Genomic DNA, 21,674 nt, shown 5'->3' on the forward strand with positions numbered 1-21,674 from the left:
CTGCCCGTTACTTCCCGCACCCAATCCGATGGACGACCCACAACACCCTCCTGACCTCGAATGTTGCGTCCACCGATTGAGCCCAATCAATACACGTCAATTACGTTCACCGACAGACTCATTGAGGCTGGTATCGATACCTCGATCGGGGCCACCGGGTCGAGCTACGACAACGCTCTCGCCGAAACGATCAACGGTCTCTACAAAACCGAGTTGATCAAACCCCGCGGGCCATGGCGAACAGTCGAACATGTGGAAATCGCCACCTTGGAATGGGTGGACTGGTTCAACCACCGACGCCTCTACGAGCACTGCAGCGATGTTCCACCGGCCGAACTCGAGGCGTTCCACTACGGTGAACACAGAACTACGCGAATCGCGGAGTTCTCAAATCAGTAAGTCTCCCGACTCGCCGGAGCGATTCAGTCTTACCCCCGGCAGTACTCGATCGGGATAGCAACCAAGCACTCGAAATATTCGTCAGGCGCGCGAACCGGAACATGTTGCCGGAGAGGCAGACTCACCGTCGACGAATGCAATGCCATCGACGACGGTGCCAGTAGCTGCCGTAACCGCCGCGCCGTGCCTGCGGTGCGAGCGCCGAGGACCTCGATCATACGGGACTGAGTTTGAGAACTGCTACTTCGACTTCGTGTAACTGCCCTCAATATCTTCGAGGGCATCGACAAGGCGGTGAGGTAGATGGAACTCCATATGCCCTGTGCGGAGGTAGGATTCGGATGACAGCACTCCCTGCATGATTTCGTTACCAGGTCGCAATTCATGTGCTCGTTGCAGTTCCGTGACAGCTGTCTTTATTACCTGAATTTCGGATCCGTCACTCATCAGTAAAGTGATTCCGATCCACGAGGGGTTGATGCCGGTGAGCTTGAGTAGGGATACGGGAGTTCCGTTGACTTCGATGTACCTATAGTCCCCGGCTGCAAGCAAAGCTAACCTCACTGCATTGGCACTTTGCGTGTAAGTGTGGGAATCAGAGTCAGTTTGATTGATCTCGAACTGTTTCCGTGCCTCGACGAGTTGGATGGTCTTTGTATCGAGGTCTGCGATGTCGCCTGGGTTGAAATATCGGTCGAGGCAGCGAATGCGCTGGTTGAGATGAATCCGGGTGCGCTTGGTCGCCACAGGGGTAACTCCGTTCGTGTAGTCGTCAATTCCATTGTATTGCAATAATTCGGGAGCAGCGCGCCGTAGCAACGTCAACGTGACGCCCCGAGGACACGGAGTTGGAGCATTGTTAGAGCTTGTGGTCGACGGACGGATCGGCAAGCGGAAGGTCGCGGTTCCGCCAATGAACGTCGCGCCAGATCAGTCAGGGTGGGAGATACGCCGCTCAGCCGCGGTGAACCCTGCCCGCAGATTGCTCAGCCACGTTCGAATGTATAGGGCCTCGTTGGAGATTTCCGGTGTTTACGGCGCTGCCATAAAAGTTGTCTGATTCTTGCTTGTCGAAAGCTCGGAAACCGTTGCAAGCTCGACAACTGCTGCCAAGCGACTGAGCTCCAACTGTGTTGCGGTTTCTCGCCATGATTAGGAAATGTCGTGGTCATCGACCCATTCGAGTTGTTCGAAGTCACCAGTTTCGAGTTGAGCATAAGCACCCAGCCGAATTCTCGCGGTCTGCGTTCGAGTCACTATTGCAACTCAATTCTTCGCGCGAGCCGCTTAGGGCTGTTTTTCTACTTCTCGGCGCTGGCATTGGTGGTCGTAGAGGTCGGCGTACACCGACCCGAGTTCGGCGCTTCGGGGAAGTCCTCGCTTGGCTCTTCCGCAGTTCCTTCGAGTCGGGCGGTGGCCGTTTCGACTTGCCAGGCTCGCGTGTCAAGCACAGCGGACACTTCGTTGACCAGGCGTTCGACACCGCTCACGATGGCGCCGGTGAAATACCCGAACGCTCCCTCCCATCCTTGTTTCGCTTCGTCCCGCGCTGATGTACAAGTACTTTTGCGCAGTCATAGAGAAACCGGAATACTGCGGGCTCCATATCGAACCCTTACGTGGTTTGACCTCCTCGTAGTAGCTGGCGATCTCGAACGGGCGGCCCCAGTTTCGTGCCGTATTGCGCATTGCGGGTCCGACTTCCGCTTGTCCGGCATGTGATGATCTCTGCGAGTACATCGCCAGCGTGAGAGGGATTGCGATCAACGATCATCGTCCAGCATCTGCCGATGTCGCATTGACGGTCGCGTCGGCCACGGTTCTCGGTGTCACTGTCGGCGTTCTGCTTGCCGAGATGGTTGTCGGTGTCGTGGTCGGAGGCGGGTACCGCAGTGGTGTTCCGCTTCGTGCTGCGCTCGATCATCGCCCGGAAATGATCGACTGCGCTGATCAGGCGGTGCGGAATAGCTCTTATTATAGTGGCTGTCGGCGCTGACGTTCTTTGCCCCGGGTGCCGCCCGAAGAAATGCCGCTTCGACGGCCACATGCAGAGAGATACAAGGCTGGTACCGACCCTGTGAAATCGTTGAACATCCTCTTGGTGCCAGCAGCTTCGTCATGAAACGGAAAAGTTGGCAATGCCCGCCGGGCGGCTCTATGTCGCTTACCCTTCGGTGGTCTCGACTATTGCTTCGTGAGCGTCTCCACGGTTTCGACTCGCCGCTACTCCGCCCGGCGTGCGTTCCATACTGCACCCTCGATGCACCGACGAAGACTTGCAGCAACGCCTTGTCGAACTCGGTGAACCCGTGATCGTCTGGAGCTTCACCGCTCTTCAAGGCCCGCAGCGAACAACAACTGATCTCTCGATCCCAGCCTTCTGAATGTACCCATCCTCAATATTTGGCGTGCGTGATGGAATCTGTCAGGGCGTCCCGTACCCCGTGTTGACGCACGGAGAAGAATGGATGCGGTAGGACGAGAATGTCCCAGGCTAATTCTGCGAGTGCAATTCCGAACGTCGGGCTGGTCTCTCCAAGTCGCGCGTGTCGACGTTAGAAACCGATTTCGTCCTCGAGTGCCCCAGACCGGCCGATGGAAGACCAAAATTCTGCGCGTCGCACCATGTGGGCCCAACTCCGGTCCTCGAACCAGAACTTGTCGCAAACCACTCGCTCCGATGAATTCGTTCACAGCGATCTCGCAGTACACCAGGTAGACGCTGCTGACAGCGTTCAACCTGCCGGACGAATTCGTTGATAACGCATGTACAGGTATTCAGCTTCGAGCAGTACGTGCCGTAGCCGCAACGTCTGTGGAACCGCTAGTGCCGGAGCCGAAACCAGTCCAGAGGCCGGTTGTGGCCCAGCCAGTATGGGGGAAAGCGTGAAGCACATGTCATCGACTAGATCGTGGGCGACGAGCGTGGACAGAAGAGCGGGGCCTCCTTCGCAGAGCACTCTTTTCAGTCCTCGATCACGGAGTCCTTGGATCATCGCGATCGGGTCAACGTCGACGTCTCCAGCCACCATGATGTCGGCCCGACACTGCACGTCGGGTTGGCATCGAGTCGCTCCCAGTGCGCTGGTGACAATGATGGGGCGGGATCCTCCGGTGAACAGCGGGGAGTTCCAGGGAAGATTGCCGCTGTGCGTCACCACCGCCACGGAGGGCAACGCGGCTTGCCTGCCTTCGTCACGGCGGTATCGACGAAGCTCAGCATCGAGCATCGCCGGCCCATATCGTTCCGCGCGTATTGTGCCGGCACCGACGAGGAGCACGTCGCAGTACGCCCTTAGGGACCTCAATAACTGATGGTCGGCAGTATTGGAGATAGGGCGTACCCGTCCGCCGAATGCTGCGGCGCCGTCGAGGCTGGCGACCATGTTCACGCGAACCCCTTCGGGGGCATCGGCATAGAAGTCGTGAACGGTGTGACCTCGGGCACCGAATGGAAACAACGATCGCCACTGATGCGCCGTCATGCGTCATACCCGGGGTCGAGCCCCCGAACGTCGGCGAAGGTGACGATCTCACCTGGAGCACGACTGGTTTCGGGTTCGTGGAGAACGGCAACATGATCATCCATCTCCACCTTTTCGTCGAGCACGCGACCAACAAACCACGCTGCCGCGCCTTTGAGAATCGGAAGCCCGAAAAAGCCGAGCCTCCATTCACCGGGGAGGAACTTGTCGATGTCGTCACCTGTCGACTTCTCGGACGACCGGGCAGTGTATTCGTGTCTGCGAGGGACAAGACAGCTGCGATTCCTGCTCGAAAGCCCGACGAGAAAACATGGCGGCGAGATACTGATCTGCGGTGCGAACCCGACGAGGCGGCCGGCACGTTGGTTGCCTGCGTGAGCCGTCGCGACGCACATCGGGTAAGTGAGAAACCCCACGATCTCCTCGAAAGCTCTGTTTGATGGCGGGTTTTCGTTCGAGGCCCGCATAGTCGCTCCTCTGTTTCACTCAGTTTGTTTGACGCTCTCACCGGAGCGTCGCATGCCGATCCTCTATGTGCGGCAAGCTTTCACATCATCGGAAGCTGAGCTATTTTTCCTGCTTCTACTTCATTGAGGGCCATCGACGCAGGCAGATGCCGTCGCTACGATGCTCACGTTTCTGATCGTGGTTTGTTTCGGGAAACGCTCGAATGACGGTACGGAAAAGTTGAACGCCATCGCAGACGGAGTGGCAGATCGGATGAGTCCGCTGGTCGCTCCAGCGGACATATACTCAAGGTGGAGGCCAGGTTCCCACGGGTCCGCTTGCGGCGCGAAGCCAATATCGAGCATCGATTCTGGCGATGTACGAGTCCGTTGCTCGTCGCGTGCTGACATCGCCGGCACACGAGACCCGACCGGTACGAGCAAGCCCGCGACGCCGCGACTGGCCGGTAAGTCAGAGCTTCTCCCTCAGCACGAGGACCGCCCCGACGAGGATCGGCGGATGGAATGCGGTCATGTGATTTCAATTGGTCGGCTCTCCAGATAGAGTGCGGCAATCTGGGTCACTGCGTCAGCCGGGAGGTTCCGGTCTGATGCGAGAACGCGTAGAGCACGGAGGAAATGGTCGTCGTTGGATTCCAAAACCTGGACCTTCTCGATAATGCGGTCCAGCCGAGTTCGGATCGTCGGATAGCTGACCTGATATTCATGGGCGAGCGCCTTGAGACTGCCCGATTTCAACACGAAGAGCCGCACGAAGGTCAGATCTGCTCCCGTGAGCTCGTCCGTCCATGCCATGCTCGACCACTTTCACATAGTAAAGCAATTTCTCAATAATGTTGCACTAGGCTATCAGGCATGACCGCACCCAAAGTAACTATCACTCGGAAGTCTGAACTTACCTACCGTCGGATTACCGCACTCAACGTAGAGGATATCTGCGAGCTCAGCGAGACGCTGAGCGATGTTCAGCGGGAGATGGTCGCTGACAATGGAACCTCGATTGCCGAAGGCTTCTGTTCGGACGTGGCCTGGTTCCGCGGCGTATACGCAGGGGAAACCCCGATTGGCTTTGTGATGACTCATACCGGCTCCGACTGGGATGACGGCATCGAATGCCACGGCGAATTCCTCTGGCGACTCATGATCGCCAGCCCTTTCCAGAGCTTCGGATTCGGGCGACGCGTCGTTCAGGAAATCGCCCGAAGGGTCGTCGCCTCCGGGCGCACTCGGCTGTACACAAGCTACAGCCTTGGCTTCGGCAGCCCCGAAGGTTTCTATCGAAGACTCGGCTTCGAGCCCACCGGTGACAGCTTTGGCGAAGAACCCGAAGCGCTCCTCGACCTCAGCATGAGCAACATCCTCGGTGAGGACTTCACAAATTCGACATCCGGTGGACTTCTACGTGACTGATCCGCCGTACCTGATCAGCGTTACTGAAGTGCCGAACACGTCGGAGGTGTAGTTCGGCGCCCCAGTCGACGTCGGCTACCCCGCCCCGTCGACGTCGTAGGTGCGTGGGGCGTGCACATCTCAGTCGAGATCAACACGATCTTCTCGATCATCGCCGGAGTGTGCCGGAACCAATCGAGTACGACATGCGCCATGTGAGGAACTCGGGCAATCCATGGATGCCGCTGGCATCGTCGGTGCGGACCGACAGTTTCCGTTCGACTCCCGCTACTCGGGATCGGACGGAAACTGCGCCAGCGTGCCCCTCGACGACGGTGACGTGGTCGGTTGTAGTGCTGAAGTCGGCGTTACCCATTAGGAGCAGCAACGCGACGGGCGACCAGGGACATGCTCTCTTCAGTAAATGCAGCGCACACCGAAATGAAATGCGCTGTGGTAGTTCAGCGTTGCCTCTACTAGCCGGAGTACGCAGCGGTGAGCGACATCGAGATGCGTGGGACCGTGTTGTCGGCGTCTAAGTGGCGGCCGGGGGCGGCAGTACAGGTGCGCCTCAGTGGCACATAAGTGTTTCCTTCGTCACTGCCCCGGCGCCCGCCCAGTAACCGGCATAAATCCATGCGGTGACGCAATCATCCCACGCTTACCGCCTACGCTTTCGCTCCTGTCGCCATATCATCAACACCCACAACAGATGACTCGCGATAGCTATCGCAAACAATGTCAGGTGTATCCGATCGGCGGTTGGCTCCCGGAAAATGCGACGGCTCATGCGTTGGGCCTCAATCTCGGCGTGGACGAACGAAATGTGTGGGCCAGTTTAGCGTCCGGCCGTGAATAAGTATGTAGCTGAGCCATTTCGATGCGTTGACGGTGCATTCACCCCGATTTATCGAGCCCGCTATTTTGGATGGAGGTGCCTCTAAGTGCATCCAATTCGCCGCCAGCCAGGCGCTGGCCCATTCGGACGACTCCCACACCGAGACATCTTCGAGTTCGTCGTGAGGTCATTATTCTTCGACGCTCAACCGTCAGGGCAATCGGGATGAGCTGACGGTCGGCCATCTTCGGAGCGCGGTCAGGAGATGCCGATTGCTGTGCGATCGCCAACGGCGGTGCATCGGGTCTGGGCCGGGTGGCGACGTTCGACCCTGTCGGCCCGTTCTAGAGGCTGAACACCTTGAGTGTCAGGACTGCCTGTTGCCTGGCCGAATGGCTTCAGGTCCAAACTGTTCGGTGGATCGCTGGTTCGCCCGTCGTGAACTGCGTCCAGCGGATTACGCCCTCTCGCGATACCGTTGGTATATGAATAGAAGTCACCCCACTACCGGGGATCGGGACGCGCAAGGATTTTGTTCTGTCTTCCGGTCGTCGCGTGGGTGTCGTCACCCATCGGGACGGTCATACCGACCTCATCGTTTCCAAGGCAGACGACCCTGACGCGTGTGCTGCCTCGCTGCCTCTGACCACCGAGGAAGCGGCAGCGCTCAGCAATCTCCTGGGTGCCCCACAGCTCGTTGCTCAGCTCGAAGAAGAGCACCGTGACCTTCCGGGCATTCGAACCAAACAACTCTACATCAAGGACGGTTCTCGCTACGACGGACAGACCCTCGGGGACACCGGCATGCGCACGCGCACCGGAGTGTCCATCGTCGCCGTCATGCGCGCAGGACAGGTCAGCCCGTCCCCGAACCCCGACTTCACCTTCACCGGGGGAGACCTTCTCGTAGCAGTCGGAACGCCGGACGGTTTGGCCGCAGCGGCAAAAATCTTGGCCAACGGCTGACTGGCGCGTGGACACAACCACCCTCGCACTGATCGAACTCGGCGCGGTCTTCTTCGCGCTCGGACTGCTCGGACGACTCGCTGCTCGCGTCGGCATGTCGCCGATCCCGTTCTACCTGATCGGCGGCCTGTGCTTCGGACAGGGCGGTTTCATCCAACTCGGAGACATCGGCGAGTTCTCCCATCTGGCAAGTGAGATCGGGATCGTCCTGCTCTTGCTGCTCTTGGGGCTCGAATACACTGCCGCCGAGCTCGTCACCGGTCTCAAACGCTCGCGGGTAGCCGGCATCGTCGACATCGTCCTCAACGCCACCCCTGGCGCGGTGGTCGGCTTGATGCTCGGCTGGGGCGTCGTGGGGGCGACGGTCATGGCCGGCGTCACCTACATCTCGTCTTCGGGAATCATCGCCAAGGTGCTCAGCGACCTGGGGCGCCTCGGTAACCGCGAGACACCGGTCGTGCTGTCGATTCTGGTGTTCGAAGACCTGGCGATGGCGCTGTATCTGCCGATTCTGACCGCGATGCTTGCGGGCGTCAGCTTCATGGGCGGGCTCGAAGCGGTCGGGATCTCGTTGTTGGTCATCACCGTGGTTCTTGTTGTGGCCCTGCGATACGGGCGGTACGTCTCCGCGCTCCTCGACAGTCCCGACAGTGAGACGCTCCTGCTCAAGCTGCTCGGTGCCGCACTGCTGGTTGCCGGCATCAGTTCGGCGATGCAGGTGTCGGCGGCTGTGGGCGCGTTCCTCCTCGGGATCGCGATCTCGGGGTCGACGGCGCACAATGCCAGTCGCGTACTCGAGCCCCTTCGAGATCTGTTCGCTGCAATGTTCTTCGTGGTCTTCGGTCTAAACACCGATCCCAGTTCCATTCCGCCCGTCCTCGGGTGGGCTGCGATCCTGGCCGTCGTCACCGCGATCACGAAGCTGATCACCGGCGCCTGGGCGGCCAGACGTCAGGGTGTCGCGCGAATGGGTCAAGCGCGCGCCGGTGCCGCCCTGATCGCCCGCGGTGAGTTCTCCATCATCATCGCCGGGCTGGCGGTGTCCGCGGGTGCGGTCGACGCCGAACTGGCGGCATTGGCAACGGCTTACGTGCTCCTGATGGCGGTCATCGGTCCAGTGGCGGCAAGAGTTATCGAACCGGTTGCCTCGTTGTACATCAAGGTTCGTACGAAGTCCTGATTGCGGCCCTATTCTGTCCGGATGTCGAACAGAATCGCCCGTCCCGCCGCGACTCGGTATCGGTCAAACGTTGAACCTGTTGAAGGGCAAGCCAACTACCCGAAACGCTCACAAATGCTTTCAGCGCCTCGGAAATTTCGGTTCCGCTGAACCAGCTCTTTAGCGAATCTCCAAGTGCACCTTCACACAATTGGGCGTGGCAGGGGCAAGTCGGGTCCGCAAGGGTAGGTCGATGACCACTTTGCCCACAGCCCCGACGATCGAACCGACTACCGGATCGTGATCAGCCGCGCCTAACCCCGACCGCATTGCTCGATCACAGACACGGCCATGACCTCATCCCGTACTGGTACGAACCATCCCCCCTGATTTTCCTCACGTTCGTAACGGATGCCACCATCGCCGGTTTCTGCTGCTGTCAGGAGTTTCCACGACCTCGGCCGCGATCGAAGCAACTCGATGTTGCGGCGCGGTGCACAGTTTCGTCGCGAGTCATGATGGCCCCGTCCCGCAGGCACCATCCTGCGCGCACTCGAAGGTGGCGGCGCCGGCTTCAAACACGCCACCGATGGAGACATGCACGAGGACGTGTGCAGTGGTGACGGATTTCGTATGTGCCAACGAACTGCTCGGTTCGGAACCGACCAGCTGCGCCTCTCGAACTGCCAACACTCCACCCCACTGGACGCCTCACGCGGCAATGATCGTCAGTCGCACTCGACTTTGACACGACAACAGTGTGATGGCTCGTCGGACTCAATCCCAGCGGATCGATCAACGTACGCACCTCACTGTGTGGGCCGGGTTGCCGATCGTCGCCAGCCATGCGACGCAACGGATCTCCATCTGAGATCGATTTCTTGGGACCACGTAGGGGCGGAGATTAGCTTCGGCCAGCTCACCTGCGAGGCCAGTGACGAACTAGTGGGAGATATCTGTCCGGCGTGAGTCTTCGTCCTGTCACCTGAGCGGGTGAGTCCTCGCTCTTCATCTGTTCCGCTTGACGCTGGTGACATGATCACACAAGGAGCACTGGAGACTCCGGCATCACCACGAACCTTGGGGCCATGTGATTGTGACCGTGTTTCGTCAGCGGACTCGAGAGGGCGTAGCGGAGGGGTACGGGAAACTCGGTGCGGACGTCATCGCGGCGGCCCACGAGATACCAGGGCTTATCTCTTTCAAGCGCTTTCAAGCGGACGATGGCGAGAATTGCACAATCGTCGAGTTCGACGACGAAGCATCCCACAACCGGTGGCTGGCGCACCCAGTACATCGTGAAGCGATGCGACGCGGTCGCCACGACTACTTCGTCGACTACACGATTACCGTCTGTCAAGCCCTCAGGATTCTCCGGCAGGCCCCTCTCCCACACGTGGAAGTGCTCGATGCCTGACGGGATCGAGCCGAACGACTGGACCATCGATGTTCCCTGGCACGACTTTCGGGTGGAGGTAGATCGCTACGCTGTGGACCCAGCGCGCCGACTGGTCGTGGAGCCGGACGGAGTCATTTCTGTGCGAGACTTCGGAAGCACGCTCGCAGTGGCCCGAGTTGAGTCCGGATCGCTGACCTGTTTTTCGGAGGTGAACGACCGAGCGTACACATGGACTGAAGGCTCGGTCCACCCTGTGTCCGGACGTTGCTGGTGGCGAAACGACTCCGGGGAGAGGGCGGTGCTGTTGCTCGATCGAGCTGACACGGCACATTCATGACCTCCACCCGCGAGCGGCGGTTTCTCAACTCCCCACTGCGGCAACGGTTTCAAAGACGACAACGATGATGAACGGCTTCCAGCAGTCCGAGGGCTCTGATAGGGATAGGCTGTCCTGTCCCGTTGCACGAGGAATTATGCCAAATTCACGCTATCCCGCCGAAGACCGCACCCCGGTACGAACTCTGATCAACTTCTAAATCTCCTTGACCGCGACTGATCGGTGACGACGATGGGAACGGTGAGTTGGCGCCCGCCCGTGCCACTTCGAACTCGTCGGCGGACGGAATGGAGGCGGGCCGGAAACGACGCCGATGTAGATGCCCCGGTTGATAATTCATTCCATTACTGGGTACAAACGCCGACCCTGTGCCATCCTGCTGCGTTATGCGGCGCCGGATATGCCCGGTGAATGGCCGACTTCGGCGTATTGCTGCAGTTCAACGGTCACGTCGACCCTTCCTGCATTTGTCGACCCTTCCTGCGTTTATAGGCCCAGCACATCCGAACGGACTCTTCAGTCCAACTACTCGGGTGGGACTCAAGGTAGGTTTGAATCCGCAAATTTCGGTCACCCGACAAGTCACAGAGAAGGATTGCACCGAGGACACCGGCGCAATCGCACGACACACCGTATGTTTCCCTTCCGCTCCGAATGGACCCAAAGGTCCAACCTGCTAACGTGCACGCATGGACAACGATGCCTTTGTCATTGGTGGGGTACGAACTGCCGTCGCAAAATACGGCGGCGCGCTGTCGCATATCCGTCTCGACGATCTACTCGGCCAAACTATGGCCGCAGCGTGTAGTCGCGTCGAGGTTCCTCTGGAACGGGTGGAGGAGATCGTGGCAGGGTGCGTGAATCCTGCTCATGAAGGGATGGGAAATCTGGGCCGGTGGGCCGCCTTGGCGGCCGGATTTCCGGATTCGGTTCCAGCGATTACTGTCAACCGCTACTGCGCGTCGTCTCTGAGTGCGGCGGTCACGATCTCGCACGCAATCCGCTCAGGCGAGATGGATATCGGGCTCGCCGCAGGTGCCGAGTCGATGTCCCGATCGGGTTGGGCGTTCATGAAGGGAGATGCCGCCTTCGCTCCACGGGGACCGCAAATCATGCTGGACACCATGTGGACAGGGGCCGGCGGACCACCACATCCAGGTCTGGCGACCCGAAACGCCTACATCTCGATGATCGAGACTGCGCAGAACGTAGCCGACCGCTATGGGTTGACTCGCGAGGAAATCGACGCCTTTGCACTGCGCTCCCATCGTCATGCGGCAGCCGCCCGTGACCGCGGGCGCTTTGCCAAAGAAATTCATCCGATATCCCTTGCTGCAACACGCACGACGCCGGCACGGCAGTTTGACACCGACGAGCTCATCCGTGGAGACACGACCGCAGAAAAATTGGCTGCACTGCGGCCACAGCCCAATACGACGCAGATGACAGCAGGAAACTCCAGCGGACTGTCCGACGGGGCTAGCGCGGTCGTTCTAGCCTCACGCCGTGCCGCGTCCAAACTCGGACTGACGCCACTTGCGCGTGTGGTCTCATCAGCGACGTACGCGATGGATCCGGCTTATATGGGTATCGCTCCAGCCTGGGCAATGGCACACGCGCTGTCGCGCGCTGGCGTCGCTCCAGAGGAGGTCGATGTATGGGAAGTTCATGAGGCGTTCGCCGCGCAAGCCCTCGGGGTACTACGTGAGTTAACGGTGCAGCTCGACGGATTTCAGGTTCCCGACGACAAACTGAATCCGAACGGGGGTGCGGTGGCAATCGGACACCCGTTCGGCTCGTCAGGAAGCCGCTATGTCCTATCCCTGGCTACGGAGTTGGCCGAACGCAACTTGCGATATGGTCTGGTCGGGGTGTGTGTCGGATCTGGACAGGGTGTCGCCCTGATGCTGGAGAACGCACGCGAGTCGGGATGAACTAGTCGTAGAAGCTGAATTATCGACCCCCTTGCAAGTGTTTACGGGGAACGCGGATGATCGTCTTCCCCGTGTGCCGTTCGATCCGGTGAGGTAATCAATTGGCCTCGACGCGTGTGATCTGACCGATGTTTACGATCGGATCCGAGATGTGGCCTCGGCACGTTGCGAAACACGCCAAAGAGACACTTCTGCCGCCCGAGAGATGCTAGTTGCTTGATCGCGGCGTTCCATCCAGATGGAGCTGTCCGCATTCGGCGCCACATTATAGCGGCGCAACGGACCGTCGGCAAGTGACCCAGCGTCATGGTATCAATTCCGCGCATGTTATTAACTCGTTTCGATATAGGCTTTCGCCAATTTGTACCGGACCTGCACCGATGTGGGTTGGGAATCTCGATAAGGAGCACGATGTGATCGCAGTGCCCCCCGAGTCGGTGTCCGGGTCAGAGGTTGCGTTGAGTGTCCACTATGAACGGATCCGCAATTACACCGAGCTGCTCGCTGCCCCTCTGTCACCTGAAGATCAAACCGTACAGTCGATGCCAGACGTATCGCCGACGAAATGGCATCGCGCACACGTAACCTGGTTTTTCGAAACCTTCGTGCTCAGCGCACACGAGAAAAATTTTAAGCCCTACCAGGAGCGGTACTGGTTTTTGTTCAACAGCTACTACGAGCAAGTTGGACCTCGATTCTCGCGCCCCCTGCGAGGCGTCATCTCTCGACCCGGGGCACATGACGTAGGGGTCTACCGCGAGTGCGTCGATAGGCGAGTCCAGGAGCTGCTTCGATCCCCAGATCTGGACCATATTGGGGACATTTCCAGCTTCGTGAAACTCGGGCTTCACCACGAACAGCAACATCAAGAGTTGCTGCTGATGGACATCAAGCATGTCCTGTCTCTCAATCCCCTGCGCCCCGCTTATGGCGGGGTATGGACGAACGAGCTGACGAGCGGCGCCCTCGGCTGGCTTGATTACACCGGCGGCCTGATCGAGATCGGCAACGCACAGGGATTCGCCTTCGATAGCGAGTTACCTCGTCATCGACAGTTCCTAGAGCTGTATCGGCTTGCAGACCGTCTAACTACTAACGGCGCGTGGATGGCTTTCATCGATGACGGGGGTTACGGTCGTTCCGAATTATGGTTGTCCGACGGCTGGGCGCGGGTCAACTCGGAGGGATGGCAGGCGCCGTTGTACTGGACCCGACAAGACGGGATCTGGCTCGAGCACTCTCTTCATGGAACTCATCCCGTCGACCCCGAACGGCCGGTCGTGCACGTCAGCCACTATGAAGCCGACGCTTTTGCGACCTGGGCAGACAAACGACTACCCACCGAAGCCGAATGGGAGCATGCCGCATCACTTCAAGGCCTCGAGTCCTCCATCTCAAGCGGCGGCAAATCCTTACATCCGACAGCCGCGGGACTCACGACGGGAGGGTCGAGACAACTTTACGACAGCGCCTGGCAATGGACTCGCTCGGCTTATCTGCCGTACCCGGGGTTTGCTCCGGCGCCCGGAGCGATCGGGGAGTACAACGGCAAATTCATGTCCAATCAGATGGTGCTGCGAGGTGGATCGGCGTTCACATCGCCCGGACACACCCGGGCCTCCTACCGAAATTTCTTTCCTCCGAGCGCTCGCTGGCCCCTTACCGGCGTCCGACTCGCTGACAATGGAGACTCATAGTGACCGACTACACCAGCCCTCGTGTCCGCATCCAACGAATCGCCGATCCGGAGTCGATGTCTTCGACCCTCAAGTCGGACGCTAGAGACGGACTGACCGCGAAACCGAAATGGCTAACCTAAACACCTGTACGACGCAGCCGGCAGTGAACTGTTCGATCTCATCACCGTGCAACCGGAGTACTACCCGACGCGAGCGGAGCGCGCTCTACTCGACCAATACGGTGAGCAGATTATCCAAAGATCTGGCGCAACGACTTTGGTCGAACTCGGTTCAGGCTCGTCGGAGAAAACGCCGGCGCTTCTGGACCCGTTGACTGCAACTGCCGGCGGAGCAGCAGTTTATGTGCCGGTCGACGTTAGCGTCAGCGCCCTAATCGCCGCTGTCGGCAAACTCGAGCAAGAGTATCCGGACCTCACTATTCATGGCCTCAAGGCCGACATTGACCAGCACCTTGACCTGATCCCTAACTATGGGACACGACTTGTGGGGTTTCTCGGCGGTACGATCGACAACTATCGACCCGCCGAACGGCACACCTTCCTCTCCGAACTCGCGAAGAACTCGAATAGCGGAGACACGGTTCTAATCGGAGTCGACCTGATTAAGGATCCCCAGCGACCAATACGGGCTTATGACGACGCGGCGTCACCGCCGAGTTCAATATCAATGTGCTGCGGGTTCTCAACCGGGGACTTGGAGCTAACTTCTCGCTACCCAGGTTTCAGAACGTTGCGGCGTGGAATGACGAAGAGCACTGGATCGAGATGCGACTGCAGGCTAAAGAAAGACACGTGGTGGACCTAGGTGTACTGGATATAGACGTCGAATTCGCCAAGGACGAAGTGATACGCACCGAGGTCTCGACAAAATTCACCCGCGAGTTGATCGAGTCGGAATTCGTGCTTGCCGGTCTGACCCCTGCTGACTGGTGGAGCGACGGGGACTACGCGCTTGCCTTAGCAAGGAAGGACGCGTGACGGCATTGCGCTGACATTGGGTGTGTGGAGAGTTTTTTACGGGTCAACAAAGGGGGCGATGTCGGTGCTGACCTTACGACCACCGCGGCGCCTCGGACTCGCTAGCACCCGTTCCACAACGAAATATGGACCTGGTCGACTCCGAAACCGACCACAAACGGCGCACGGCGTGAGCTACCTCAACCCTGACGGTATCTGAGGCGCGGCGCCGGGGAGGAGTCGTTCCAGGCCAAAGCAGTTGGGTTTTAAACAATGAACACGTCGATTCCAGGAGACCCAAAGAAAGCGCCCGCTAACGGCCCTTTGGTGGAGTCCCCCAGCACACGCCGCGGAAATTCGACCTGCCTCGGTAGTTCGAATGTGAGTCACAGCTCAGCAAGTCTGGCTGCGTTGCTCAAGCGAATCCCCGAAGGCTGGACTCTCGCCAGATACGCGGGGCGTCCGTACGGATTGACACGAACCACGCGGGTCGATGGCCGAAGTATCAGCATTTCCGCCGAGGAGTTGGGCGGGTCCGATCTGATCAGCGCCAATGTGTATCGCACGGTCGAAGCAGACCACCTACGTCCTTGCGAAATGCCGGAAGCCAAGGTGCTGGCTTTCTTGCGAGGGTGGGTGCCCGCTTGACCCGATCACAATCAGTCGGCTGTCAGCGTAGCCGGCCTCCACGAACTTCAGTTATGCCTGTGTCCACGTGGTTCCTGAGGAGTGGTCCTCGATGACGATCCCGCTGCGAGCGAGATCGCCGCGGATGCGGTCAGCCGTGACAAAATCTCCTTCGCCGCGGGCACACGATCGATTCGCGAGGAGTACCTCAACGAGAGCAGTGACCGTGCTGCTGTGCTGGCCGTCGCGTGGCGCCGTCGGTGATGATTCCGTCTCGATCCCAAGCACGCTGGTCATCGCTGTTATCGATTGGTATGCCGCCGCGGCTGCTGCGGTCTCGCCGTTGTCGACGGCAATGTTGCCGGCGCGCACATGGTCGTGAAGGACGCCGAGTGCAGCTAGGACATTGAGATCGTCGTCGAGTGCCGCCGCGAATGCACCCGGTAGCGTTGGGCCACCAACTGTTGCGTCCTCGAGGTGTGTACGTGCACGGTGTTGGAAGTTCGCGATCCGCGCAACAGTTGCATGAGTGTAGGTGAGCGCTTCTTCCCGATAGTCCAAGGCACTGCGGTAGTGCGCGCTGAGCAGGTAGTAGCGCAGCGTAGCTGGTCCGACCCGTCGAAGGAGTTCATCGGCAGACAGATAGTTGTCGAGCGACTTGGCCATCTTCTGTCCGCTGATGGCGACAAGGCCGTTATGGACCCAGTACCTGGCGAATTCGTCTCCGGCAGCTGTGGACTGGGCCAGTTCATTTTCATGGTGGGGGAATCGCAAGTCGATGCCACCTCCGTGGATGTCGAAGGCAGGTCCGAGGTAACGGCGAGACATCGCCGAGCACTGGATGTGCCATCCCGGCCTGCCGGTACCCCAAGGTGACGGCCAACGCGCAGATTTCGGTTCGCTGGGATTCGTTCCCTTCCATAGGGCGAAATCCTGAGGGTTCTGCTTGGCCTGTCGGTGTCCGTCGTCGGATTGCAATAGGGCATCGGGGTTCTGGCGAGTGAGCGTGCCGTATGTCTGCCAGCTGCTGACGTCGAAGTAGACATCGCCGGATCCATCGCTCGCGACGTAGGCATGCCCGCGTCGCAGGAGACGGTCGATCAGCGCCAGCGCCTCCGTAATGTGGCCGGAGGTGCGTGGCTCATATGTCGGGGGAAGGATACCCAGTGCGGTGTAGGCGCGAGTGAATTCCGTCTCGACGCGGTAGGCACGGGCCCACCACGGTTCCGACTCCGTAGCGAGAGCGAGGATTTTGTCGTCGATGTCGGTGACGTTCCGGACGAGCGTGACGGTGTATCCACGGTGGGTGAGCCAACGTCGCCAAAGGTCATAGACGAGGGCACTGCGTAGATGTCCGATGTGTGGTGCGGATTGGACGGTCGGCCCGCACACATAGATGCTAACCCTGGCTGGGCGCAGCGGGACGAACTCCCGTAGTGCCTGGTGACCGCTGTCGTAGATGCGGATCACCATCCTGGACGGTCCTCCGCGGATGTCGCTGCGGCCATGGATTGGAGAGCGGTCATCGTCGAGGAACAGTGATGTAAGACAGTCCTGACAAGTTCACTACTGTCGCTCGCGGGTTCTGGACGATAACCGCTAGCACTGCATCACAGTCCTTGCACCGCATGACGGCTCCCATGGCCGTAATGAAGGCGCGTGTCCGAGCAAGGCCGTAGACACTGCCACAGTGGCGGCATCTGCCGATCGCTTCTGTGATCTCGATACCGAGAATCTCTACGAATGTCCCTGCAAGTGCATTTCCGTCAACGTGAGTCAATTGCTGCCTCCGAATCGTTCCGTGCGGATGCGCGCGGGGTCGTGACCGAGTTCGAGAAGCCACTCGACGATCGTCTCGACGAACGCGGTAGGTCCGCAGATGTAAGTGCGCGGCGATGCCGACGCTGAGAAGGAAACCGCTGCGACCCCGTCACGGGTCAATCTGCCGGGCGGACGAACCGATCTCGGAGGCGACTCACGCGTATGCACGATGTCGACGGTCGTTCGCGACAGTGCACCCAATTCATCGGCGAACAAAACATCTCGAGGAGTCCGGACCGAATACAGCAGTCGAAAGTCTGCGCTTTCCTCAACGCCTTCTCGCGCCGAAGCCATCGAGAACAAGGGCACTACGCCTGAACCCCCAGCGATGAGCTGGACCGGCGATCGATCCGGATCCGCCGGATTCCAGATGAAGTACCGCCCGAGTGGTCCCTGTATCTCCACTTCGTCGCCCTCAGCGAGTTGATGCACCAGGAAAGGCGATACTTCCCCGTCGGGTACCTCATGGACCACCAAGACCACTCGAGTGGACTCACCCGAGGATGCGAGCGAGTATGAACGGGACGCCTGGTAACCATCCGGAGCCGTCAGCCGGAGGTCGAGGTGCGATCCAGCGTCGTTTCCGGGCCAGGTCGGAACATCGAGTTCGAGGCGAACAGCCGAGTCGGCTTCGTAGCGTCGACCGATTACCCGCCCGACGTGCCAGCGGACCAGGGTTGGGTTGGTCATTGGTAACGTTCCTCCCGCCACGGGTCGCCCCGGAGGTGGTAGCCGTTCTGTTCCCAGAAGCCCGGATCATCCGATGGCATCATATCCATTCCGCGTACCCACTTCGCGCTCTTCCAGAAGTAAAGGTGGGGTACGAGCAACCGTGCCGGCCCTCCATGTTCTGCTGAGAGCGGCGAGCCCTGAGCCTCGGTGGCTATCCAAGCCTGCCCGTCGAGGAGGTCTTCGAGAGGAAGGTTGGTGGTGTAACCCCCGAAACTCCGGACCATCGCGTAGTCGTGACTAGTCTCGACGTCTTCGAACAGCCGGTCCAATGACACCCCACGCCACGCCATGCTCAGCTTCGACCAGTGGGTGACGCAGTGAATATCAGTGACGATGTCCTCGACGCCGACACTCAGAAGCTCTGTCCAGTTCCACCGGTGCTTGGTCCCGTCCTCCGTCCTGATCGTAAAACTCCAGTCGTTCTCCTCGACAGCCGGCGTGGGCCCGGCAGTGAGCACCGGCCAGTCATCGACGAGCGTCTGCCCCGGAGGCAGATTCGGGTTACTGGAACCTCGCCGCCCTCCGAAGCCACTATTGATAACTCCCATAATGTGCGCTCCTCAACCTTTCTACGATGTTCGTCGCTGGGATGTTCGCTGGCATGTTGCTTGGACACTATCAACGGCCGGATTCAACCGTTGCGAAACCAGCCTTCGGCTTCGAGGAATCTTGAGACCGTGCACATTACAGAGAACCTCTCCGCCCGCGCCGTGCACGTCGCAATGATTCGCTCGCCGACAGCAATTTTCGCCTCGGGACGAGGTGAACGCTTCCCTCGGCAGCACCGAATTTTCGGTTGGGAAGAAGCTCCGCCCCGCGCGGTTGGTTCGGAGGTAGTTGAATCGAATCGCTCTCACGTGACCGGGACAGCTCCTTGAGCAAGTTTCAGCCGGGTCCACACATTCATGTTAATGATCACCGCCGCGATCTCCGCGACCTCGAGTTCCGTGAAGTGGAGCCGCAACTCGTCGTGAACAGCAGAGAACTGCTGGTGACGAAACAATGTGAGGCCTTCGCAATACGCGAGAGCCGCTCTCTGTGCAGATGAGAACATCGTGCTCTCACGCCAGGAGATGAGATGCGCGGCCAGTGCAGATGAAATGCCAATCTCTGCCGCAATTCGGGTGTGCAGAATAAGGCAGTAGGAGCATGGGTTCAGTTGCGCCACACGCAAACGGAGGAGTTGCAACAGTTTCCGATCCACCGACAATTCAGCCGAGTACCCGAACTGTACTGCCATTTCTTTGGCCAGCTCGTGAAAGGGTGTGAGGTCAGGGTCGAACCGCGTGTTGTCGAACCGGACATTTTCGGACCCTGACATCCAGCCCTCCGCGCTGACCTCAGACACAACGACGCCAATCATTCGTGGCCAGGCCGTTGATCGCTACGGCGCACTGAGATGCCTTCGATGAACGAACCTCGATACCTCGGCGTCGCTTACTTTCCCTCCATAATGGCGATGTCCAACCTGTCTGCGGTTTCGGCCATCCTGACTTCGGCCAGGCGGTACGCCTACGCACATGAGTTGCGAAAAATGTCACCTGGCCCCTGCTCTGCGAACGAAGTTGCGCGGGACTCCACATCATCCCGTCGTGAGAGATGGATGGCTGCCTGATCGTCCATCATGGTCGAAGGTCCCCGCGTCTCTGGAGTTCTATCGACTGCGGCCCGTCGCGGTTGTTCGGGCCAGCCGGTCAGATCTCGTATGGACTCGTAGGTCCATGTCGAAGTCTCCTCCGTGGGTCTAAGTTAACCATGTCGACGCACTCCGCACTCGCTGTCGAATCTCCGTTGCCGGAAAACCATATGCTAACTACACTAGGGAAAGTCAGATGATCACTGCACCGTCGTGCGAACATGTGTTTCCATTCGCGACACTCGCCTCGATCACAGCATCATCTCAGAACAGATCCGGAATAGTTGGACCCAGAAGACCGTTCTAGAACAAGTGGCAGCTATGACGGATCCCTGCAGGAGTAGCCACTTACGTCACAGAAGAGGAGTCCAGTGACCAACGACTACCGTAAGACCTCTGAGGCATTGAGCCGTCTAACCGACATTCAGCGCCGAGTAACACAGGAGGACGGCACCGAGCCTGCGTTCGGCAACCCGTACTGGGACAACCATGAGGCCGGCATCTATGTCGACGTTGTTTCGGGTCAGCCGTTGTTCTCCTCCACGGACAAGTACGACAGCCGGACAGGATGGCCCAGCTTCACCGCCCCTATCGACAATGAGGCCGTCACGACCAAAACGGATCAGAAACTGAGCAGGGCTCGCACCGAGGTGCGTTCCTCAGGTGCCGACAGCCATCTCGGGCACGTATTCAGCGACGGCCCTGAGGCTACCGGCGGCCAGCGTTACTGCATGAACTCGGCCGCTCTGCGCTTCGTCCCAGTCTCACAGCTTGCCAAGGAGGGGTACGGCGAGTTCAGTTCACTGTTCGAGACCGACCACGAGGGGAGACACAGTATGCCAGGCGATATCAAGGACGCTGGAACGATCACACGCGTCTCCGGCATAGAGACGGCCGTTCTAGCCGGCGGCTGCTTCTGGGGTATGCAGGATCTGCTCCGCCGTCAGCCCGGCGTGCTCGCCAGTCGCGTGGGGTACGCCGGTGGGCAGAACGACTACCCGACTTACCGTAATCACCCAGGCCACGCGGAGGCCGTCGAGATCCTCTTCGACCCGGCGCAGACCACCTATCGGAACATCTTGGCCTTTTTCTTCCAGGTCCATGACCCCTCGACACTGGATCGACAAGGCAACGATACTGGCTCCAGCTACCGTTCAGCAATTTTTCCGTTGACACCTGAGCAGGAGCAGATAGCTCGCGACACGATTGCCGACGTGAACGCCTCAGGCTTGTGGCCGGGGAAGGCTGTCACCGCGATCGAGCCTGCGGACTCGTTCTGGGCTGCCGAGCCCGAGCACCAGGATTACCTGGAGAAATACCCGAATGGTTACACATGCCACTTCCCACGTGATGGTTGGATACTGCCCGAGCGTGCCCCTTCGGACGTTAGGCGTAGCGGCTAATTCAGCCACAACGGAGACCGCGGACTTGTCAGGTCCGCGGTATTCGTTGTGTCGCCGGGCCAGCTGAGCAACCCTTAATTACTCGTCGAGAAGCCTCACAGTCGGTAATTCTTCCTCGACTACCGTCCAGCAAAGAGCACGCGTCCGAGCAATGGCCCGGCGTGACAAGGACACCTCTGCGACGGGAGTACACCAGATGCGTGATGGGTTCAGGTTGCCGGGGTACGGCGGCGCCGCGATCTTCCTTCGCAGTCATGCGGTTCCCGCCGCTGTCTTCGAATCCGACGTACCCACACTCGTTTTCGACGTAGGCCTGCTCAACCACAATCGGTTCAATCAGTATCTCAGCAGACACACCGACGAAGGATTTGTCGAACGGCTGGCGGCGTTCTTCTTTCACGCGGCCGCAGACTTTCATCCCGAGAA

Annotated in this window: 20 protein-coding genes and 3 pseudogenes; 12 read left to right on the forward strand and 11 right to left on the reverse strand. The window is 59.3% G+C overall.

Annotated elements, in window-relative coordinates:
- Positions 1–84: 84 nt before the first annotated feature.
- Positions 85–399, forward strand: a pseudogene (locus ABWI03_RS32570) (integrase core domain-containing protein); the annotation flags it as partial.
- A 240-nt stretch (positions 400–639) separates the two neighbouring features.
- Here ABWI03_RS32570 and ABWI03_RS32575 read toward each other — a convergent pair.
- Both ABWI03_RS32575 and ABWI03_RS32580 read right to left on the reverse strand, forming a co-directional pair.
- Positions 640–1,146: a hypothetical protein gene (locus ABWI03_RS32575; RefSeq protein WP_003943781.1), complete on the reverse strand. Its 507-nt coding sequence runs from the start codon at positions 1,144–1,146 to the stop codon at positions 640–642.
- Between the two features lie 554 nt (positions 1,147–1,700).
- The gene (locus ABWI03_RS32580; RefSeq protein WP_003943787.1) at positions 1,701–1,889 is read right to left on the reverse strand and encodes a hypothetical protein; all 189 of its coding nucleotides are present in this window, start codon (positions 1,887–1,889) and stop codon (positions 1,701–1,703) included.
- A 747-nt stretch (positions 1,890–2,636) separates the two neighbouring features.
- On the opposite strand from ABWI03_RS32580, the gene ABWI03_RS32585 reads away from it, so the two are divergent.
- Entirely contained in the window at positions 2,637–2,783 is a 147-nt protein-coding gene (locus ABWI03_RS32585; protein WP_353799058.1) for a hypothetical protein, read from the forward strand.
- Positions 2,784–3,134: 351 nt separating this feature from the next.
- Here ABWI03_RS32585 and ABWI03_RS32590 read toward each other — a convergent pair whose 3' ends face one another.
- The 3 genes from ABWI03_RS32590 to ABWI03_RS32600 all read right to left on the reverse strand — a co-directional run bounded on the left by ABWI03_RS32590 (position 3,135) and on the right by ABWI03_RS32600 (position 5,146).
- Positions 3,135–3,884, reverse strand: a complete 750-nt coding sequence (locus ABWI03_RS32590) for a pyrimidine reductase family protein (protein ID WP_003943770.1) — start codon at positions 3,882–3,884, stop codon at positions 3,135–3,137.
- Positions 3,881–4,300, reverse strand: coding sequence for a flavin reductase (locus ABWI03_RS32595; protein WP_232508990.1), 420 nt, complete (start codon positions 4,298–4,300; stop codon positions 3,881–3,883). Before ABWI03_RS32595 ends, ABWI03_RS32590 begins: the two co-directional genes overlap by 4 nt.
- A gap of 561 nt (positions 4,301–4,861) precedes the next feature.
- Positions 4,862–5,146, reverse strand: a complete 285-nt coding sequence (locus ABWI03_RS32600) for a DUF2089 family protein (RefSeq protein ID WP_003943765.1) — start codon at positions 5,144–5,146, stop codon at positions 4,862–4,864.
- A 60-nt stretch (positions 5,147–5,206) separates the two neighbouring features.
- Here ABWI03_RS32600 and ABWI03_RS32605 point away from each other — a divergent pair, with 60 nt between their 5' ends.
- The 4 genes from ABWI03_RS32605 to ABWI03_RS32620 all read left to right on the forward strand — a co-directional run bounded on the left by ABWI03_RS32605 (position 5,207) and on the right by ABWI03_RS32620 (position 8,724).
- Entirely contained in the window at positions 5,207–5,761 is a 555-nt protein-coding gene (locus ABWI03_RS32605; RefSeq protein ID WP_157770421.1) for a GNAT family N-acetyltransferase, read from the forward strand.
- A 214-nt stretch (positions 5,762–5,975) separates the two neighbouring features.
- Positions 5,976–6,119: a hypothetical protein gene (locus ABWI03_RS32610; protein WP_157770420.1), complete on the forward strand. Its 144-nt coding sequence runs from the start codon at positions 5,976–5,978 to the stop codon at positions 6,117–6,119.
- Positions 6,120–7,067: 948 nt separating this feature from the next.
- Positions 7,068–7,544, forward strand: a complete 477-nt coding sequence (locus ABWI03_RS32615; protein ID WP_037131094.1) for a cation:proton antiporter regulatory subunit — start codon at positions 7,068–7,070, stop codon at positions 7,542–7,544.
- A 7-nt stretch (positions 7,545–7,551) separates the two neighbouring features.
- Complete coding sequence (locus tag ABWI03_RS32620; RefSeq protein WP_166502234.1) at positions 7,552–8,724, forward strand: cation:proton antiporter; 1,173 nt, start codon at positions 7,552–7,554, stop codon at positions 8,722–8,724.
- A 1,018-nt stretch (positions 8,725–9,742) separates the two neighbouring features.
- Here ABWI03_RS32620 and ABWI03_RS34210 read toward each other — a convergent pair.
- A complete protein-coding gene (locus ABWI03_RS34210) occupies positions 9,743–10,147 on the reverse strand; it encodes a hypothetical protein (RefSeq protein ID WP_003943784.1) in 405 nt (134 codons plus the stop codon).
- A 981-nt stretch (positions 10,148–11,128) separates the two neighbouring features.
- Here ABWI03_RS34210 and ABWI03_RS32630 point away from each other — a divergent pair.
- The 4 genes and pseudogenes from ABWI03_RS32630 (at position 11,129) to ABWI03_RS32645 (ending at position 15,677) form a co-directional block, all read left to right on the forward strand.
- Complete coding sequence (locus ABWI03_RS32630; RefSeq protein ID WP_003943767.1) at positions 11,129–12,373, forward strand: thiolase family protein; 1,245 nt, start codon at positions 11,129–11,131, stop codon at positions 12,371–12,373.
- Between the two features lie 413 nt (positions 12,374–12,786).
- Complete coding sequence (gene egtB, locus ABWI03_RS32635) at positions 12,787–14,070, forward strand: ergothioneine biosynthesis protein EgtB (protein WP_350835200.1); 1,284 nt, start codon at positions 12,787–12,789, stop codon at positions 14,068–14,070.
- Between the two features lie 168 nt (positions 14,071–14,238).
- Positions 14,239–15,050 (forward strand): annotated as a pseudogene (locus tag ABWI03_RS32640) (L-histidine N(alpha)-methyltransferase).
- 360 nt (positions 15,051–15,410) lie between these two features.
- A complete protein-coding gene (locus ABWI03_RS32645) occupies positions 15,411–15,677 on the forward strand; it encodes a hypothetical protein (RefSeq protein WP_003943764.1) in 267 nt (88 codons plus the stop codon).
- Positions 15,678–15,728: 51 nt separating this feature from the next.
- On the opposite strand, the gene cysS is transcribed toward ABWI03_RS32645, so the two are convergent.
- The 5 genes from cysS to ABWI03_RS32670 all read right to left on the reverse strand — a co-directional run bounded on the left by cysS (position 15,729) and on the right by ABWI03_RS32670 (position 19,530).
- Complete coding sequence (gene cysS, locus ABWI03_RS32650) at positions 15,729–17,129, reverse strand: cysteine--tRNA ligase (RefSeq protein ID WP_298782163.1); 1,401 nt, start codon at positions 17,127–17,129, stop codon at positions 15,729–15,731.
- A 49-nt stretch (positions 17,130–17,178) separates the two neighbouring features.
- Positions 17,179–17,499, reverse strand: a complete 321-nt coding sequence (locus tag ABWI03_RS32655; RefSeq protein WP_352101408.1) for a DUF6510 family protein — start codon at positions 17,497–17,499, stop codon at positions 17,179–17,181.
- Complete coding sequence (locus tag ABWI03_RS32660) at positions 17,433–18,167, reverse strand: FAD-binding oxidoreductase (RefSeq protein WP_003943782.1); 735 nt, start codon at positions 18,165–18,167, stop codon at positions 17,433–17,435. Before ABWI03_RS32660 ends, ABWI03_RS32655 begins: the two co-directional genes overlap by 67 nt.
- On the reverse strand, positions 18,164–18,757 hold the full coding sequence (locus ABWI03_RS32665) for a molybdopterin-dependent oxidoreductase (RefSeq protein ID WP_003943768.1): 594 nt from the start codon (positions 18,755–18,757) through the stop codon (positions 18,164–18,166). Before ABWI03_RS32665 ends, ABWI03_RS32660 begins: the two co-directional genes overlap by 4 nt.
- Before the next feature lie 305 nt (positions 18,758–19,062).
- Positions 19,063–19,530 (reverse strand): carboxymuconolactone decarboxylase family protein, encoded by a 468-nt coding sequence (locus tag ABWI03_RS32670; RefSeq protein ID WP_003943763.1) that lies wholly within the window; start codon positions 19,528–19,530, stop codon positions 19,063–19,065.
- Between the two features lie 686 nt (positions 19,531–20,216).
- On the opposite strand from ABWI03_RS32670, the gene ABWI03_RS32675 reads away from it, so the two are divergent.
- A complete protein-coding gene (locus tag ABWI03_RS32675) occupies positions 20,217–21,248 on the forward strand; it encodes a bifunctional methionine sulfoxide reductase B/A protein (RefSeq protein WP_003943754.1) in 1,032 nt (343 codons plus the stop codon).
- A gap of 196 nt (positions 21,249–21,444) precedes the next feature.
- Positions 21,445–21,674: pseudogene (locus ABWI03_RS32680) on the forward strand (hypothetical protein); the annotation flags it as partial.

It is taken from the genome of Rhodococcus baikonurensis, assembly GCF_040489275.1.
Classification (GTDB): domain Bacteria; phylum Actinomycetota; class Actinomycetes; order Mycobacteriales; family Mycobacteriaceae; genus Rhodococcus_F; species Rhodococcus_F baikonurensis.

Coding starts and splice junctions, on each gene's coding strand:
- ABWI03_RS32590 (WP_003943770.1), bottom strand. CDS start 3,884: ATGACGGCGCATCAGTGGCGATCGTTGTTTCCATTCGGTGCCCGAGGT.
- ABWI03_RS32600 (WP_003943765.1), bottom strand. CDS start 5,146: ATGGCATGGACGGACGAGCTCACGGGAGCAGATCTGACCTTCGTGCGG.
- ABWI03_RS32605 (WP_157770421.1), top strand. CDS start 5,207: ATGACCGCACCCAAAGTAACTATCACTCGGAAGTCTGAACTTACCTAC.
- ABWI03_RS32610 (WP_157770420.1), top strand. CDS start 5,976: ATGGATGCCGCTGGCATCGTCGGTGCGGACCGACAGTTTCCGTTCGAC.
- ABWI03_RS34210 (WP_003943784.1), bottom strand. CDS start 10,147: ATGGTCCAGTCGTTCGGCTCGATCCCGTCAGGCATCGAGCACTTCCAC.
- ABWI03_RS32630 (WP_003943767.1), top strand. CDS start 11,129: ATGGACAACGATGCCTTTGTCATTGGTGGGGTACGAACTGCCGTCGCA.
- cysS (WP_298782163.1), bottom strand. CDS start 17,129: ATGGTGATCCGCATCTACGACAGCGGTCACCAGGCACTACGGGAGTTC.
- ABWI03_RS32660 (WP_003943782.1), bottom strand. CDS start 18,167: ATGACCAACCCAACCCTGGTCCGCTGGCACGTCGGGCGGGTAATCGGT.
- ABWI03_RS32665 (WP_003943768.1), bottom strand. CDS start 18,757: ATGGGAGTTATCAATAGTGGCTTCGGAGGGCGGCGAGGTTCCAGTAAC.
- ABWI03_RS32670 (WP_003943763.1), bottom strand. CDS start 19,530: ATGTCAGGGTCCGAAAATGTCCGGTTCGACAACACGCGGTTCGACCCT.